Origin of the sequence: Rhodococcus oxybenzonivorans (assembly GCF_003130705.1) — a bacterium.
In the GTDB taxonomy this organism is placed as follows: Bacteria; Actinomycetota; Actinomycetes; order Mycobacteriales; family Mycobacteriaceae; genus Rhodococcus_F; species Rhodococcus_F oxybenzonivorans.
In genome coordinates this window covers 603,336-619,248 of sequence record NZ_CP021355.1, presented here as the reverse complement: position 1 = coordinate 619,248, position 15,913 = coordinate 603,336, and the positions used below count along the sequence as shown (strand labels likewise).

Sequence of the window (15,913 nt, the reverse complement as noted above, 5' to 3'; positions counted from 1 at the left end):
GGCTCTACTAGAACCATTGTCAGGGGTGTCCACTCCAAGGGGGCAGCCTCAGCTTCTCCGGTAACGCCAGCGTTTGCCCCGCGGGCAGGGTGATCCGCCACAACCCGAACGGGGCGCCCTTCTCCCCTGATGCTGCGGCGGCCGCCGCCCTACCGGTCAGATGCTTCGGTTGCCCGTAGCCGAGTTCGAGCATCCCGGCCGAGGCCAAATAGGCGGCGCGTTGGTCGATCGACACCAACCGGCACACATTATCGAGGTCACTTGCCTCCGGTACCCGGGTCCAGCCGACCGCGGGCTCGAGGTCCCCGCGCGGCGCCCCGTCGAGCGGCGGCACCGGACCCGCGGTGGTGACGACGATGCCCTTACCGCTGCGGCTGCGTTCTCGTTTGATTTTGTCGATGATCGCGGCGCCGGTGCGGGCCGGTGTGGGCCCGGGAAGCACCCCGAGATGCTGCGCGCACCAGGCCAGCCGCCGGCCCAGCTCCCGGGCGGCAGGTAGGTCGTCGTCCGGGAGATAGGTTCCGGCGGTGGGTGAGCCGAGGACACCCATATCGCCGACCCGGTTGTGCCAGCCGAAGTCCTTGTTCCAATAGGTCCACACATACGGTTCGATCACCACATCGACCATCGAGGTGAAGTTCCCGATCGTGCGGGACAGGTGCACCACATGCCCGGGTTCGCCGCGCAGCTCCCACCCCGCACCGAGCAACGGTGGCAGGGTGGCATGGAGGGTGGCGGTCAACTCGGATGCGGCGCTGGTCCGCAACGCTTCCATGTCGTCGACGTCGTCCTCACTGCCCGGATCGATGACCCACCCGAGTAGCTCACACGCAGCCACCCCGACGACCCAGATCTGCGCGGGTGCACCCAACGGGGTCAAAGACGCCCAGCGAATCAGCTTGTCCAGCTTCTCGAGTGAATCGACCGGACCGGTCAGCTCCCGCCCGGACGGGGTGTACGTCCCGGCCGCGGTCACGATCAACGCATGACCATCCGCGGCCTCCCCCGCCGGCAGCGCCTCCCACACCGGCGGATCGACCGCGACGGCGTCCGCCACGTTGCTGTCCACGTCGGCGGTATCCACGTCGGGAGACCCCGGGATCGTGGGAGTTTCGGCAGCGTCCCCCTGCTCGTGTGAGTCAGGGTGTGTGGCAACGGTTGGTTCCGGGCCCGAATTGTCGGGTACACCCGCCTGATCGGTTGTGTTGGGGGAACCGTCTTTTTCGGCGGATTCGGGGGATGTCGTCGGGGTGGTGTCGGGCAGTGTGAACAGGGGAATTTGCTCCCACGGGGAGCTCATGACTCCTGCTCGGCGATCCGGCCGTCGAGATCGGCCGGTGGGACGCGGTAGCGGTCGAAGAATTCTTGCAGGGCGACGTCCACGACATTGGTCACCGTGGATTGGCGATCGTTCACCAGCCAGTTCAACCGGGCCTCAGTCGAGGCCAGGACCCGGGTGTTGAGCGGAACTTTCGTCGGTCCCTTCCGCGGTTCCAGCTTCGCCGTCAACTCCGGACTCGGCGTTCCCGACCCCGAGACGCCCTCATCGGGACCGCGCTTCGCCGACCGAGCGGCGCCGCCGCGCCCGCCCCCGGTCGCCCCCGGTCGCCCCCGGTCGGGCGGCGGGCGCCACCCCCGGCATTTCCCGTCTTCGCCATATCCACCCACCCGTCTTGACCCGTGTACGACCGCGTTTAAATCATCCTACGCACTACACGCCTTCTTGCACGCATCTACGCGGGCGAATTCGCTTGCACATCTGCGCGCGGAGTTCGGTGCAGGGTATGCAGAAGTTCCGAGAGGCGGTCGTCACGCGTTTCCATGACCACCGCGCCTTCCTCGCGACACCCGAAGGCGGTGTGATCCCGCCAGATCCGGGACTCGTCACTCCACCAGCGTGATGGGCACCCCGGGTGTGATGTAGAGGTGATGTCGAGCGCCGCCGTGGGTGAGGGACATGGTCACTCCTATGGTGTGTCCCTCGGCGAAGCGGGAGAGCAGTTCGCGGGTGGCCTCGAATCTGGTGGGGCTGATGCCGTAGGTGACGCCATTGAAGATGAGGCTGGGCACCCTATTCTCCTTCTGCTGACCGGTGGATCGTTGCGGAAAGTGTTGTGACACCTCGAACGGCGAGGACGCCAGGTACCGTCGCGGTCCGTGGGGGTATCGGCTCTGGGTGGGGTTACCAGCGGTAGACGATGCTCGGGTTCGGCTCGTCGCTGCCGCGAATCGCAATCGGAGTCGCCGGTGTAATCAGCAAACGTACCGTCGAGTTTTGGCTGACAAAACCGACGAATCCGCCGTTGCCGTTGTTTTCGAAGATGCCTCTGACAGCGTCCTCGAGGCCGTGCGCGGCGGCCGCGTCGGCGAGCGGATAGCGGACCCCGTCGTAGATCGCTTCGTAACTCATGATCCTTCTCTCGCTGGTGTCGTGGTGCTCACAGCGTAAGAGTGCTGGACCGACGGTTGTGGCCGGTGCCGATACATTTTTCTCAGCTGAGACTCGGTCGAATCGCTGCACTTGGGGCGACCGCGGTCAGCCCGCTCCACGCGACTGTCGACGCGCGCCGGGAGCGACGGACCGGCGGCGCCCCCCTTTAGCTTCTTTTAGCGTTGCCGGGACCGGCACCACACCTAAGGCGCGCCGGTTACCGTCTGTCGGTATGGGGACCACCTTCCACGGGCCGAGCCCGTGGCCGCACATCACCCGCGCCATCCGCACCCGGGGCGCCCGGTACGCCGCGATCGGCTACCTCGGGCAGGACGCACCCGAGCTGCTCCCGCTGCGCGCCGGGGACCTGTTGGTCGTCAACGCCTCCAAGGCCGCCATCCGGGCGCACGCCACCTCCCCCGCCGCCCTCTCCTACTATCTGAACAAGGGGGTGCGGGTGCTGTCGTCACCGACCCTGCACGCGAAGGTGATCGCTACCAGTACCCGGGCGGTGATCGGGTCGGCCAACGCTTCCGAGAATTCCACCCTCGCCGACGACGCCGTAGTCATCACCGACGACCCCGACATCGTCGCCTCGGTGCGCACGTTCATCGACGGCCTCGACGAGATCACCGAGGTCGATCAGGTGTTCCTCGACGACGCGATCCTCGAGTGGGAGATCGGCCGCGCCGTCCCACTGCCCGGGGTCACCGGCCGCGTTCGCACCGACATAGATTTCCTGCCCACACCGGTGCGCCGGATGTTCGTCAAACACGCCGTCGATTACGAACCCACCGACACCGAACAACAGGTCCTCGACAACCAGCGGGGCCGCCACAACGCCGCGGGCGGCCCGGTGGTGAAGTACCAACTCGAGTCGCTCCGCCTCGACACACGCGGCACCCTTCGGCGCGGTGACGTGATTGTCTTCGTCTCCACCGGCGACGAGTGGATTCACCCGCCGGCCGTGGTGATCTCCGATCCGATGCCGATCCCGCGGTCGGGCGGAGCGGTGTTGTTTTTCCTGCGCACCCGCACCGACCTGCCCCCCGTGCCTCTCACCGACGCCGAGAAGGCGCTCACCGACCTCGGGCACCCCGGGTCACGGCTGCGGACCGATCACTACGTCCGCTCCCCCAGCCTGCGGACCGCACTGCTCGCACTATGGGACCTCTGAGCAGATATGCCCACGAAATGAGCCGCGCACCCAACACCGAACCGCCCATTCCCCTCCTCGAAATGCGTCGAGGTCTGCACGGAACTCGTCGGCGTTCCCGTCCGCGAACTCTCGCCGTCGACAATGCCTGGCGTGTAACTGCTGCCTTCGCCCTCACCGCCGAACACAGTCTCCGTCGATGCCGTCGACCGGCTCCACCACCGCCCACTCCCCACGAGAAGTGACCGCCGGGGTAGTCACTACCCATGAGCCACAGGACGGGGCGTCGTGCGTTGCCCACCATGCAACCCCATTGCGTTGCTAGCTAGCGTAGCGGTGTTAGCTATCCTCGCCTTGATGTCGCGCCCGCGGAGCGTCTGGGCACGCGATGCCACTCTGCGTCACACCATCCGGTTCAGTCGGAGAAGTTTGGGAACCAGAACCGCTCGGGCACTTACGTCACTGTGATGAAAATTTCGTCCTCCCCCGCCACAAGGGCGACACGAGATTCCATCATCAACCGCTCAGCAACTGAACGTCCTCACCACCGGACATGACCGGGTTCGACAATCACATCTTTGGTGACGAAACTTGCGCTGCCGTATCGAGTTCGCCTTGGCCGCAGGAAACACCACAACCCGCACGATACAGACGTATATCCGTCGAGCTCTAACGCGGTCTTTTCGGAGGTGTCTAGTGAGCTGACCGCGGCGTGGGTCAACCGGGTTCGGGCCACCGGCACACCCGAGAGACTTCACGTGAGGCTGATCAGCGCGCGGGCCCTCTCGTGGTCGGAGATCACACTCGCCGCATCCCCGCCTCTGATCCCGGCGCCGTGGACCTCGCCGACCTCCATGACCTGGTCCGCCGCGACAGCACCGCGCTGTCGGAGATCGCGCGGCAATTGGGCACCACCATTGACGTGATCCGCCACCTCCTCGAAAACCACCCCGCACCCGCATCGCCCACTGCCGCAGAACGGTTCGGTCGACGCGCAACCCAGACCGCGGCGGTGGAGGCGTTGAGCCGGACGCAGTTCGTCGACCTCTATTGCGGTCAGCGCCGCACCCTCGCCGAGATCGCCGCGATGATCGGAGTCAGCAGGAAGGTGGCGGGTCGACTGGCACGACATCACGGCATCACGCCGACCGCCGGAGGCCCGCCGGTCGATCCGGCATGGTTCCACGACCAGTACGTCAATCAGCGGCGAACACTGCGGGAACTCGGGTACGAGGCGGGCCGCGACGTGCCGCGGATGAGCCGGATCGCGAAGCAATACGGCATCCAGATTCGTCCACCGAGCGAGGCCTGCCGTACCGGCGAAGCTGGGCGCCGGCACCTGAGGTCCCAGTGAGTGTGACGATTTTCTGACGTGTCAGGTGGCCTCGGTTGAATCCTTGTCGTCGGAGTCATCGACAGTGATGTGGATATCGCCCGGTCGGAGCAATTTCAAGACGGGGCGGTCGAGGCCGAGCTTGGCACCGGACTGGGTGATGGATTCGCGGAGGTATGGGTAGACGGACATCACTCCGACACGTTCGACGAATTCTGTGATGATCGCGTCGGCGGCTTCGATCGGCTCCCGGAGGGTGAAGACCGCGGAGGCGTCGGCGAGGTACTCGCCCCCTGAGCCGGAGACGGTTGCCCGGCATCGAACTTCCAAGAGCAGTTCTTCGCGGCGCAGCGCAATCTGGATGGAGAGTGGAGTTTCTTCCACGTCAGGTTTGCGCCGAGCACCCGTTTCGAAGAACACGATATCGGTGAGCTCTGTCAGCTCGAGGAGCTCCCGGGCGTCGGCGACAGTGCGAGGAGGCGATGTTTCTGTCATACGGCTAGTGCATAGCTCGACTGAAAGCTGTCTCCGGCCCAGTCGCGACTGCTTCCGACAACAGAGGGGGCGAACCCGACCTTCGCTTCGAGATGGCCGGTGATCTTCGGCGTCCTTTTCGGGGCGCCGACGAGTGCGGCGTCGATGCGGGCATGGTCGTCCATCGAGGGGAACTCGATGTCGTCGATCTCGTAGTTCTGTCGGCGGAGCCAGGCGACAACATCTCCCCACAGCCACGCACCGCCACCGACCAGGTTCACCGGCGCGGGAAAAGGATCCGATTGCATGCGGTCACCGCGCACCCAGTTTCCGACTGCTTGTCGCGACACGTCTGCTCGGTCGGCGATGTCCTGGCGGGTGACCAGGTCGGGGTACGACCGCACCACCGTGAGGCCGCACGACGACAGCACTGCCGCAGCGTCCAGCGCCGCGGTCACGGCGTCGTCCCCCTCTGCGGTTACGGTGGCGAGCGTCAAACCGCTGTGCGACTCCACCACGATGTCCAGGAGCTGCTCGACCGCCGCGATCCGGGTGTCACCGGGTCCGGAGACTTCTGGGGTCACGAAAATAAGCTCGAATTCGGTCGGGGACATGACCCCAGCTTCCTCATCCCCGGTGCTGTTGTCAACTGGAAACAGAGATTGTTATTTCATCAGCTCGTGCCGGTCAGGGCATCGTGATGCGGAGCGTTTTATCCGTTTGGCCGCGTTTCCGGGGTTCTTGGACGTCCCGGGGAGCGTGATGAAGTTCGCCCGACCGTCCGTGCAGGGGCAGTAGATCGCGTACTTGTGCCCCTGTTCCCGCAGTCGCCAGCCCTTGTTCTTCACGAGGTCCTCAACCACGGCGTAGACCTCGTTGTCCAACGACTTCCGAGCATCCTTGAGGCTGACTTCGTCCCACGACTCACCCATTCTCTGGCCTCGAACATGTGGCGTGCCTGGACGTGTCCGTACCGGGATCGGTGTTGATCGGAACCCTCCAACGTCGTCGCGGCCGCGGCTCGGCCAGGAAACGGACTTCCAGACCTGGACTGCGCGGATAGTTTAGTGCTCCACACCGTCACAGAGCGTTTCTGTCAGGCCTGGCAGTAGTGACAGGTCGACCGGTGGGTGACGACTTCCCTGCGATACCCGGGCGCCGAGTTGTTGACGTTCAGATGTGGTTGGGGCACAACGGATCGGGTGTCATCATCCATCCGTGTCGTTCGAACCAGTCCCTGACCGGGAGCGGGAGTTCGCCGGTTCCGGGCCTGGTGCTGGTGACCAGCGGGCCGTCGCCGCACCGCGAGCAGCTGATCACCAGGACGTGGCTGTGCGGTTGGCAGCGGGCACAGTGCCGCGTCTCGTGCACCTCGCCGCACTCGTCGAGGTGCAGCCAGATGGTGGCGAGGTCGGCGCGGTGCGGGACGAGGTCGCGGCGGGCAGCGGGCTCGTATCCGCAGGTTGGACAGGCCGACGATCTGGCCGCCGGCGGTGTCGCCGCCGGAGTCGTGGACGGTGACGGCTTTTCCTCGGCCGGGGCGGTGTCGGCGGTGAGTGTCTCCAATGGCCGGGACGGGAGGTGCCGGTAGAGGGTGGAGCGGGTGAGCCCGGTCTTGGCGGTGATCTCGGCGATGGTGGCCCCGCCGTCCCGTAGCTGGGTGGCGTAGGCGAGTTGGGCGTCGGTGACGACGCTGGGCCGGCCGGTGCGGCGACCTTTCTCGGTGGCCACCGTGCGGGCGTGGGCGGCCCGTTCGACCGCGTAGGTGCGTTCCATCTGCCCGAACAACGCCAGCAGTACCACTGCCAGCTGCCCCATCGGGTCGTCCGGATCGGTGGAGTCGATCCGGATCGGGTCGGCCAGATTGCGGAACCCGATGCCCCGCTGGTGCAGGTCGTGGATCAGGTTGAGGGTGTCGCGGACGGTACGGCCGAGCCGGTCGAGGGTGTGCACCACGATCACATCGCCGCCGCGGGCGTACCCGAGCAGCGCCTGCAGCCCGGGCCGCTCGGTGGTGGCCCCGGACTTCTTGTCCACGTAGATCTTCGCTTGGTCGATCCCCGCCTTGGTGAGGGCGTCGATCTGCCGCGCGAGGTCCTGCTTGCTCGTCGACACCCGCGCGTATCCCAACTCCATTTCTGGAGCGTACCGAAAGTCAGACTTGTACGGCTGTTGTGACACGTTATTGTGGAATAACTTTTGAGACGCTGCGAGCTGGGTGTTTACGGTATCCGGACGCGGGCCCGGGAAGCGTCTCATTTCCAGGTTGTGGGACGCCAGTCGTCGCTAGGGTTCGATCAGCCCGGCGCGGATCGCGTAGCGGGTAAGTTCCAGACGATCACGTAGTCCGAGTTTCTGCAGCAGGTTGGACCTATGTCGCTCAACGGTTTTCGTGCTGATGATGAGAAGGTCGGCGATCTCCTTGGAGGAGTGCCCTTCGGCGACGAGTTTGAGGATTTCCTCTTCCCGGTCGGTGATGGCCTTGTCGGGGATGCTCTCACCTTGTTCGGCGCGCGCGAGGTAGTTGCGGATGAGTGCGGTCACTGCGCCCGGATAGAGGAACGGTTCGTCGCGCATCGCGGCGCGGCAGGCTTCGACGAGGTCGCGGTCCGCGACGGATTTGAGGACGTATCCGCAGGCTCCGGCCTTGAGGGCCTCGAAGAAGTACTGCTCGTTGTCGTACATGGTCAGGACGAGGATGTGCAGGCCCGGCGTCAGTCGCGACAGTTCCCGCGCGGCCTGCAGACCGGTCAGCCGCGGCATCGCGATGTCGAGGATGACCAGGTCGGGTCGGTGGATGCGGGCCTTCTCGATGGCCTCGGCCCCGTCGCCGGCCTCGGCGACGACGGTGAGGTCTGGTTCGTTGTCGAGGATGAGGCGGACCCCGCGGCGGACGAGGGCATGATCGTCGGCGAGCAGGATGCGGGTGGGGGTCGTCGCTGGCATGGTCACTGCTCTCTCGTCGGGGTGGGTACGTCGAGACGCACCTCGGTGCCGCCGCCAGGACCCGGTCCCAGGGTGAGGTGCGCGCCGATCAGCAGTGCGCGTTCGCGCATCCCCCGGATCCCGGCTCCTTCCGGCGCATCGCCGAGCCCGCCGCCGTCGTCGCGGATGCGCAGCTGTATTTCGTCGGTGGTGTTGCGGCGCAGAGCGATGTGGAGGCTGTGCGCCTGGGCGTGGCGGGCGATGTTGGTCAGACTTTCCTGGGCGACGCGGTACACCACAAGTTCCTTTTCCGTGCCCAGGCTGGGCAGGTCGGTGTCGAACGAGCGGTGCACGGTGATTCCGGTGTGTCCGGCGGTTTCGTCGGCCAGGGCTTTCAGGGCGCTGACCAGACCGAGTTCGTCGAGGACGCCGGGGCGGAGGCGGCGGGCGATCCGGCGGATCTCGTCCAGGCTCGCACGGGTGATCTCCTGGACCTCCCGCAGATCGGTGCGGGTGGACTCGGGTGCGTGGTCGGCGACCCGTTTGAGTTCGAGCAGAACGGCGGTGAGGGTCTGACCGACCTCGTCGTGGAGTTCCTGCGCGATGCGGTGGCGTTCGGATTCCTGGGCGGACAGCGCGCGGGCGTTGCTGGTGGCGCGCTCGGCTTCGAGGCGGTCGAGCATCGCGTTGAAGGCCGTGATCAGGTCCGCGATACCGGCGGGCCCGGTCACTGGCGGTCGTGGGTCCGGGCGCAGCAGGTCGATGGTGGTCATGGCGCGGGTGAGGCGGCGGAGCGGGGCGAGACCGATCCGGAGCACGGCGGCGTTGGCGACGAGGGTGATGGCGAGCCCGGCGGTCAGGATCAGTGCCTCGGCGAGCAGGACCGGGGTGGATACGGTGGCGGGCCCGATCAGCAACAGCACGGTGGCCGTGGCGAGGACCGCTGCGTTGAGTAGGAAGATCCGCCAGAACAACGACACGATTCGCCGGCCTCCTCGTCACACGGATGTCCTCCACTATCGCGGGTGTGGGCGGTGACGAACGCGGTATGGCTTCGCGGGCATCGAAGTCGCCGTGGGCTGCACTATATTCCAGCCTGCCGCCCCGCCGCGGGGTCGTCAATCCGTGGCAGTGCCCATGTTCGCGGCCGGAGTACGGGTTCACCGCCACCGGAAATGGGTGTTGGCCCGGATGGTGCGCGCTCGCGCCGTGACCGATCATGAGCTTGGGGTGTTGAGTGTCGATCAATCCGTCAGAGGAACGGAACCAGACCGATGAGCACGTGGGCGATCCGGCGGGCATCCCCAGGCCTGAACGGGCCGGTGGGCGCCCGATCCGCCCGCCGCCGCATCGCGGTGCGGCCGAGGTGACCGGGACAGGGCCAGGTGAACCGGATGAACGAGGATGAACGCGGAACCGGCCCTGACCGCTGTCTCGATGCTTGCTGCCACGTTCTCATCGCGACGACGACAATTCCCCGGGTGGCCGGCGTACTCGGTGCGGCGGGCCTGATGGCGCTGCTTGTGCGGGTGCCAGCACCTCTAAAATGAGACGAAACGGACAGCACCGTCGTTGTTGGGCGCTGAATGTGCCGATCGGGCCGCTGCGGCATTGTGCGGTCCGTGGGAGGTGAGCATGCAACCGTCCGAGAGTGTGCGGCCGCTGTCCCGGCGGGCGATCATCTCGATCTGGGTGCTGCTGGGCCTGATGGCGTTGTTGGTGATCGGTCCGCGGCTGATCGCGGTGTACACCGAGTGGTTGTGGTTCGGTGAGGTCGGCTACCGAACCGTGTGGGGCACCGTCCTGGTCACCCGGCTGACCTTGTTCACCGCGGTGACCCTGGTCGTCGGTGCGCTCCTGTTCGGCGCCGTGATGTGGGCCTACCGGTCACGGCCGCTGTTCGCGGCCGCGGCGACGGCGACGGACCCGATCGAGCAGTACCGGACCGTGGTGATGAGTCGGCCCCGGCTGTTCGGCATCGGCATCCCGCTGCTGCTGGCTATCCCGTTCGGGCTGAGCGCGCAGGCGAACTGGGCCACCGTGCAGCTGTTCCTGCGCGGCGGCGACTTCGGAACCGTGGATGCGGAATTCGGGCACGACATCGGCTTCTACGTCTTCGACCTGCCGCTCTACCGGCTGGTGCTGACCTGGCTGTTCGTCGCGGTGTTCCTCGCGTTCCTGCTCAGCCTGGGTGCGCACTACCTGTTCGGCGGGATCCGGCTGTCTCCGAAGAAGGGCAGCACGATCGAGGTCACCGGGGCGGCGCGCATTCAACTCGCGGTGCTGGCCGGGACGTTCATCGCGCTCAAGGCGGTCGCGTACTGGCTGGATCGGTATGCGTTGTTGTGGGGCAGCCGGAAGGAGCCCACCTTCACCGGCGCCGGCTACACCGACATCAACGCGGTGCTGCCGGCCCGGTTGATCATGTTCTCGATCGCGATCGTGTGCGCGGTCGCGTTCTTCGCCGCCATCGTGGTGCGGGATCTGCGGATCCCGGCGATGGCCGCCGCCCTGTTGGTGCTGTCCTCGATCCTGGTCGGCGGGATCTTCCCGGCGCTGATCGAACAGTTCTCGGTGCGCCCGAACGCCGCCGACCGGGAGAGCCCCTATATCGAACGCAACATCGATGCGACCCGGCAGGCCTACGGGATCGGCCCGGACCGGGTGCGGTATCAGGACTATCCGGGGGTCGGTACCCGGCCGCCGCGGGACGTGCCAGCCGATGTCACCACCATCGCCAACGCCCGGCTGCTCGACCCGAACGTGCTCTCCCGCACGTTCACCCAGCAGCAGCAGCTGAAGAATTTCTACGGCTTCACCCCGACCCTGGACATCGACCGTTACACCATCGACGGTGAACTCGCCGACTACATCGTCGCCGCCCGCGAGCTTTCTCCGAACAGTCTCAGCGGCAACCAGACCCAGTGGATCAACCAGCACACCGTCTACACCCACGGCAACGGATTCGTCGCAGCCCCGGCGAACCGGGTCAATGCCGCCGTGCGGGACGCTGCCGGTCAGAGCGCGAGCAGCGACAGCGGCTACCCGATCTACACCGTCAGCGATCTCGCCTCCCAGGCAGCCGGCGGGCAACTGATCCCGGTGCAGCAACCCCGCATCTACTACGGCGAGGTCATCGCGCAGTCCGACGTCCCGGACTACGCCATCGTCGGCGCACAACCGGGGGCCGCGCCGCGCGAGTACGACACCGACACCTCCCAGTACACCTACACCGGGGCCGGCGGGGTGCCCGTCGGGAACTGGATCAACCGGTTGGCGTTCGCCGCCCAGTACGGCGAACGCAACATCCTGTTCTCCGGTGCGATCGGGGCCGAGTCGAAGATCCTCTTCAACCGCGACCCGGCCACCCGGGTCGAACACGTCGCCCCCTGGCTGACCACCGACACCAACCCCTACCCGGCCGTCGTCGACGGCCGGATCACCTGGATCGTCGACGCGTACACCACCCTCGAGCACTACCCCTACTCGCAGGCCGGGGCCCTGACCGAACCAGTCGTCACCGACACCGGCAGAACCCTGCCCCGCGAGGAAATCTCGTACGTGCGCAACTCCGTCAAGGCCACCGTCGACGCCTACGACGGCACCGTCACCCTCTATCAGGTCGACCGGGACGATCCGGTCCTGACCGCGTGGATGAGCGTGTTCCCCGGCACCGTCAGGCCCGACGAGACCATCTCCGAGGACCTGCGCGCCCACTTCCGCTACCCCGAGGACCTGTTCCGGATGCAACGCGAACGCCTCGCGAAATACCACGTCAACGACCCGCGGGAATTCTTCACCAATAATGCGTTCTGGTCCGTTCCCTCCGATCCGACCTCGGACGCCGCCGGGCAGCAGCCCCCGTACTACGTCCTGGTCGGCGACCCGCAGACCGCGGCGCCCTCGTTCCGGCTCGCCTCCGCCATGGTCGGGTTCAACCGTGAATTCCTCTCCGCCTACCTCTCGGTGCGCTCGGACCCCGACGGCTACGGCACCATCGAGGTGTTGCAGCTGCCGACGGACACCCTGACCCAGGGTCCGCAGCAGATCCAGAACTCGATGATCTCCGACACCCGGGTGGCGTCCGAGCGCACCCTGCTCGAGCGTTCGAACCGGATCCACTACGGGAACCTGCTGACCCTGCCGATCGCCGACGGCGGCGTGCTCTACGTCGAACCCCTCTACACCGAGCGGCTGTCCACCACCGCGGACGGGTCGACGTTCCCGCAACTGGCCCGCGTCCTGGTCAGCTACCGCGAACCCGGCACCGGCGGCCTCCGGGTCGGCTACGCCCCCACCCTCGCCGAGGCGCTCGATCAGGTGTTCGGAGCAGGAACCGGTCGGGCCGCGACCGCCCCGGGTGGCGATGCGGCCACCGCGCCGCCACCCGACCCGCAGGCCACTCCCGCGCCGCCGGTAGAAGGAGCCGCGCCGATTCCCGCGCCGCCGGCCGGGCCGGCGGACTTGACCGCCGCGGTCCTCGAACTCAACGAGGCCCTGGCCAGCCTGCGCGAAGCGCAGCACACCGGGGACTTCACCGCCTACGGCACCGCCCTCGACCGCCTCCAGCGCGCCATCGATGGCTACCTCGCCGCCGGAGGAAGCCTGAATTGAGTTCCCAGCAGTGGCGAGCCGGGGAGCGACGATGCACACTGCCGCAACGCGAAGGAGTCCCGCATGGCGGACTTGCACGACTTCGCACTGATCGCGGTCATCCTGGCCATCGCCGCGTGCGCAGGATTGCTGGCCACCCGGCTGCGGCAGCCGATGATCGTCGCATTCATCGGAGTCGGCATCCTGGTCGGACCGGCCGGAACCGGCTGGGTGGTCGCCGACAGCACGATCGAGCTTCTGGCACGCCTCGGCATCGCCATCTTGCTGTTTCTGGTCGGTTTGAAGCTCGACCTGCACCTGATCCGCAGCACCGGGCCGGTCGCCCTGGCCACCGGTCTCGGGCAGGTCCTGTTCACCTCCGTGGTCGGGTACCTGATCGCGATCGCTTTGGGAATGGACTCGGTGACCGCACTGTATGTCGCGGTCGCTCTTACCTTCTCCTCGACGATCATCATCGTGAAGCTGCTGTCGGACAAACGTGAACTAGAACAGCTCCACGGGCGGATCGCGGTCGGTTTCCTGATCGTCCAGGACATCGTCGTGGTGCTGGTGATGATCGCTCTCAACGTCTTCGGACGGCAGAGCGGGGACAGCCTGGCACTGAACATCACGCTGGTCATCGCCAAGGGCCTCGGCCTGCTCACCGCCGTCGCCGTGCTGATGCGCTACGTGCTGCCCTGGCTGCTGCACCACATCGCCCGATCCCAGGAACTGCTCGTGCTGTTCGGGGTGTCCTACGCTGTCTCGATCGCCGCGGTGAGCGACACACTCGGTTTCAGCTCCGAAGTGGGCGCCTTCCTGGCCGGGGTATCCCTGGCGAGCACCCCGTACCGGGACACGCTCGGGGCACGGCTGGTCAGCCTGCGTGACTTCCTATTGCTGTTCTTCTTCCTGGATTTGGGACCACGGCTGGAATTCACCCACGCCGCCGACCAAATTCCCGAGGCAGCGATCTTGCCACTACCCCGTCACCGGGCGAGGCCCGGACGTACTCCCGGGCTCGATCGCAGGGCGACGGTCATGTCGCGCCTCAATCCCTCACTCGACAACAGCGACCAACTGCGGGCGTATCTGATCGGGTCCCGGTTCTCTCCGGATTTGAGCCCGGTTTGCTGGTACAGCATGATCGGCGAACCCTGCTTCCCCGATCGGTTGCCGCGCCGTCTGTCCGCCCGGACGGTGCGCCGCTGGTCCGGGCGGGTCCCGATCGTCGTCGCGACCGGCGAGCACGGCAAGCTGGTCAGCCCCGAGTGCCTGCAGCCACGGGTGCGATCGCTGCTCGGAGTCCAGGTGTGCACCATTGCCTGGGTGGGGCACCTGACGTTGCGTGAGGCCTCGAACGCCGTCGCCGAGTTGATCTCCGCGACTCCACACACACGGGAGGATGCAGTGTGAACAACCGACCCACTGCCAAGGCGGCCCTGTTCCCGCGGGGATCGTGGGCCGAGACCTCTCGCATCGCCGAGCTCCTCCGCCGGGAGACCGTCGGCGGCGCGCTGCTACTCATGGCCGCCGTCGTCGCGATGGTGTGGGCCAATTCCCCGTGGTCCAGCGGCTACGACGCCCTGCGCGAGTACACGGTCGGGCCCGAGGCGCTGCACTTGAATCTGTCGGTGGGGATGTGGGCGGCGGACGGTTTGCTGGCGATCTTCTTCTTCGTCGTCGGTCTCGAACTCAAACGTGAGTTCGTCGCCGGGGATCTGCGTGACCCGCGGCGGGCGGCGCTGCCGATCGCGGCGGCGGTCGGCGGCATGGCGCTGCCAGCGGCGGTGTTCGTGGCGGTCAATGCCCGCACCGGCGGCGACGCGCTGCAGGGGTGGGCGATTCCCACGGCCACCGACATCGCGTTCGCTCTGGCGGTGCTGGCGGTAATCAGCACCCACCTGCCGTCGACGCTGCGCACCTTCCTGCTGACGCTCGCGGTCGTCGACGACCTGCTCGCGATCACCATCATCGCCGTCTTCTACACTGACAAACTTTCGGTGTTGCCGCTGTTGGCGGCGCTGATTCCGTTGGCGGCGTTCGCCTTTGCCGTGCAGCGGCGGGTCCGGTCGTGGTGGCTGCTGCTTCCCCTGGCGGCGGCGACGTGGGCGTTGGTTCATGCCTCCGGGGTGCACGCCACCGTCGCCGGAGTGCTGTTGGGATTCACGGTGCCGGTGATCCGCAGCCGGGCCGCCGGGGGTCCGGACGCCGGGCCCGGGCTGGCCGAGCACTTCGAACGCCGAATCCGCCCCCTCTCTGCGGGGTTCGCGGTTCCGGTGTTCGCGTTTTTCGCCGCCGGCGTGACCGTTGGCGGGCTGACCGGGTTGTCCGACGCGTTGTCCGATCCGATCACGCTGGGCATCATCTTCGGCCTCGTGCTCGGGAAAACCTGCGGCATCTTCGGCACCACCTACCTGTTGTCCCGATTCACCCGGGCCACCCTCGATTCCGGGCTGCGCTGGATCGACGTCCTCGGGGTCGCGGTCCTCGCCGGCATCGGGTTCACCGTGTCCCTGCTAATCGGGGAACTCGCCTTCGGCGAGGCCAGCCCGCGCGACGATCACGTCAAGATCGGTGTCCTGTCAGGTTCGCTGATCGCCGCCTTCGTCGCCGCCGTCATCCTGAGGATCCGCAACCGCGCCTACCGGCTGATAGCCGAGGAAGAGACGGTCGACGCGGACGCCGACGGCGTTCCCGATGTGTTCACCGACAACGGCCGGGACACGCGGCCGGACGGGTCCCCGGGCCCGACCGGACGACGCGGTACCACCCCGGTGCGCACCGTCAGGGGTGTCCGTTGCGGTCGCCGCCGCGGGCGTCGTCCTCGATGAGGTGGTCGCGCACCTCGGTCGTGGCCTCGGCGGTGAGGGAGAAGGGTTCGAGAATCACCTCGGCACCGGCGGCGCGCACAGTTGCTCGGCGTCGTGGGCGGTGAGCGCGGTGAGCGGTGAGCGGATGTGACGCGGTATTCGTGGCGGCGTAGGGCGCGCAGGAGCGC

14 protein-coding genes and 1 pseudogene are annotated in these 15,913 nt (G+C 66.9%); 5 read left to right on the top strand and 10 right to left on the bottom strand.

Annotated features, from left to right (window positions below):
* Window positions 1-40: 40 nt before the first annotated feature.
* The 4 genes and pseudogenes from CBI38_RS33895 to CBI38_RS33880 all read right to left on the bottom strand — a co-directional run.
* Window positions 41-1,300, bottom strand: a pseudogene (locus CBI38_RS33895) (hypothetical protein); the annotation flags it as partial.
* A complete protein-coding gene (locus CBI38_RS33890; protein ID WP_109335836.1) occupies window positions 1,297-1,509 on the bottom strand; it encodes a hypothetical protein in 213 nt (70 codons plus the stop codon). The gene CBI38_RS33890 and the pseudogene CBI38_RS33895, both read right to left, overlap by 4 nt.
* Window positions 1,510-1,884: 375 nt before the next feature.
* On the bottom strand, window positions 1,885-2,070 hold the full coding sequence (locus CBI38_RS33885; protein ID WP_109335661.1) for a hypothetical protein: 186 nt from the start codon (window positions 2,068-2,070) through the stop codon (window positions 1,885-1,887).
* A 112-nt stretch (window positions 2,071-2,182) separates the two neighbouring features.
* Window positions 2,183-2,410, bottom strand: a complete 228-nt coding sequence (locus CBI38_RS33880) for a hypothetical protein (RefSeq protein ID WP_109335662.1) — start codon at window positions 2,408-2,410, stop codon at window positions 2,183-2,185.
* Window positions 2,411-2,663: 253 nt separating this feature from the next.
* Here CBI38_RS33880 and CBI38_RS33875 point away from each other — a divergent pair, with 253 nt between their 5' ends.
* Window positions 2,664-3,608 (top strand): phospholipase D family protein, encoded by a 945-nt coding sequence (locus CBI38_RS33875; protein WP_109335835.1) that lies wholly within the window; start codon window positions 2,664-2,666, stop codon window positions 3,606-3,608.
* 766 nt (window positions 3,609-4,374) lie between these two features.
* On the top strand, window positions 4,375-4,941 hold the full coding sequence (locus CBI38_RS33870; protein WP_230990318.1) for a death domain-containing protein: 567 nt from the start codon (window positions 4,375-4,377) through the stop codon (window positions 4,939-4,941).
* 21 nt (window positions 4,942-4,962) lie between these two features.
* On the opposite strand, the gene CBI38_RS33865 is transcribed toward CBI38_RS33870, so the two are convergent.
* From CBI38_RS33865 to CBI38_RS33840, 6 genes are all read right to left on the bottom strand, one after another.
* Window positions 4,963-5,415: a hypothetical protein gene (locus CBI38_RS33865; RefSeq protein WP_109335834.1), complete on the bottom strand. Its 453-nt coding sequence runs from the start codon at window positions 5,413-5,415 to the stop codon at window positions 4,963-4,965.
* Window positions 5,412-6,008, bottom strand: coding sequence for a helix-turn-helix transcriptional regulator (locus CBI38_RS33860; RefSeq protein ID WP_109335833.1), 597 nt, complete (start codon window positions 6,006-6,008; stop codon window positions 5,412-5,414). Before CBI38_RS33860 ends, CBI38_RS33865 begins: the two co-directional genes overlap by 4 nt.
* Window positions 6,009-6,059: 51 nt before the next feature.
* The gene (locus tag CBI38_RS33855) at window positions 6,060-6,326 is read right to left on the bottom strand and encodes a hypothetical protein (RefSeq protein ID WP_109335832.1); all 267 of its coding nucleotides are present in this window, start codon (window positions 6,324-6,326) and stop codon (window positions 6,060-6,062) included.
* Between the two features lie 241 nt (window positions 6,327-6,567).
* A complete protein-coding gene (locus CBI38_RS33850) occupies window positions 6,568-7,530 on the bottom strand; it encodes a recombinase family protein (RefSeq protein ID WP_109335831.1) in 963 nt (320 codons plus the stop codon).
* 150 nt (window positions 7,531-7,680) lie between these two features.
* On the bottom strand, window positions 7,681-8,340 hold the full coding sequence (locus tag CBI38_RS33845; RefSeq protein WP_109335830.1) for a response regulator: 660 nt from the start codon (window positions 8,338-8,340) through the stop codon (window positions 7,681-7,683).
* Window positions 8,341-8,342: 2 nt separating this feature from the next.
* Window positions 8,343-9,299 (bottom strand): HAMP domain-containing sensor histidine kinase, encoded by a 957-nt coding sequence (locus CBI38_RS33840; RefSeq protein WP_109335829.1) that lies wholly within the window; start codon window positions 9,297-9,299, stop codon window positions 8,343-8,345.
* 655 nt (window positions 9,300-9,954) lie between these two features.
* Here CBI38_RS33840 and CBI38_RS33835 point away from each other — a divergent pair.
* The 3 genes from CBI38_RS33835 to nhaA all read left to right on the top strand — a co-directional run bounded on the left by CBI38_RS33835 (window position 9,955) and on the right by nhaA (window position 15,746).
* Window positions 9,955-12,933, top strand: coding sequence for a UPF0182 family protein (locus CBI38_RS33835; protein WP_204165019.1), 2,979 nt, complete (start codon window positions 9,955-9,957; stop codon window positions 12,931-12,933).
* A gap of 63 nt (window positions 12,934-12,996) precedes the next feature.
* A complete protein-coding gene (locus tag CBI38_RS39740) occupies window positions 12,997-14,328 on the top strand; it encodes a cation:proton antiporter (protein ID WP_230990317.1) in 1,332 nt (443 codons plus the stop codon).
* Entirely contained in the window at window positions 14,325-15,746 is a 1,422-nt protein-coding gene (gene nhaA / locus CBI38_RS33825) for a Na+/H+ antiporter NhaA (protein WP_109335827.1), read from the top strand. The genes CBI38_RS39740 and nhaA overlap by 4 nt, the downstream gene beginning before the upstream one ends.
* Window positions 15,747-15,913: the final 167 nt, after the last annotated feature.

Bases quoted from the DNA above. Each gene is read 5' to 3' on its own strand.
- CBI38_RS33880 (WP_109335662.1), bottom strand. From the start codon at position 2,410: ATGAGTTACGAAGCGATCTACGACGGGGTCCGCTATCCGCTCGCCGAC.
- CBI38_RS33875 (WP_109335835.1), top strand. From the start codon at position 2,664: ATGGGGACCACCTTCCACGGGCCGAGCCCGTGGCCGCACATCACCCGC.
- CBI38_RS33865 (WP_109335834.1), bottom strand. From the start codon at position 5,415: ATGACAGAAACATCGCCTCCTCGCACTGTCGCCGACGCCCGGGAGCTC.
- CBI38_RS33860 (WP_109335833.1), bottom strand. From the start codon at position 6,008: ATGTCCCCGACCGAATTCGAGCTTATTTTCGTGACCCCAGAAGTCTCC.
- CBI38_RS33855 (WP_109335832.1), bottom strand. From the start codon at position 6,326: ATGGGTGAGTCGTGGGACGAAGTCAGCCTCAAGGATGCTCGGAAGTCG.
- CBI38_RS33850 (WP_109335831.1), bottom strand. From the start codon at position 7,530: ATGGAGTTGGGATACGCGCGGGTGTCGACGAGCAAGCAGGACCTCGCG.
- CBI38_RS33845 (WP_109335830.1), bottom strand. From the start codon at position 8,340: ATGCCAGCGACGACCCCCACCCGCATCCTGCTCGCCGACGATCATGCC.
- CBI38_RS33835 (WP_204165019.1), top strand. From the start codon at position 9,955: ATGCAACCGTCCGAGAGTGTGCGGCCGCTGTCCCGGCGGGCGATCATC.
- CBI38_RS39740 (WP_230990317.1), top strand. From the start codon at position 12,997: ATGGCGGACTTGCACGACTTCGCACTGATCGCGGTCATCCTGGCCATC.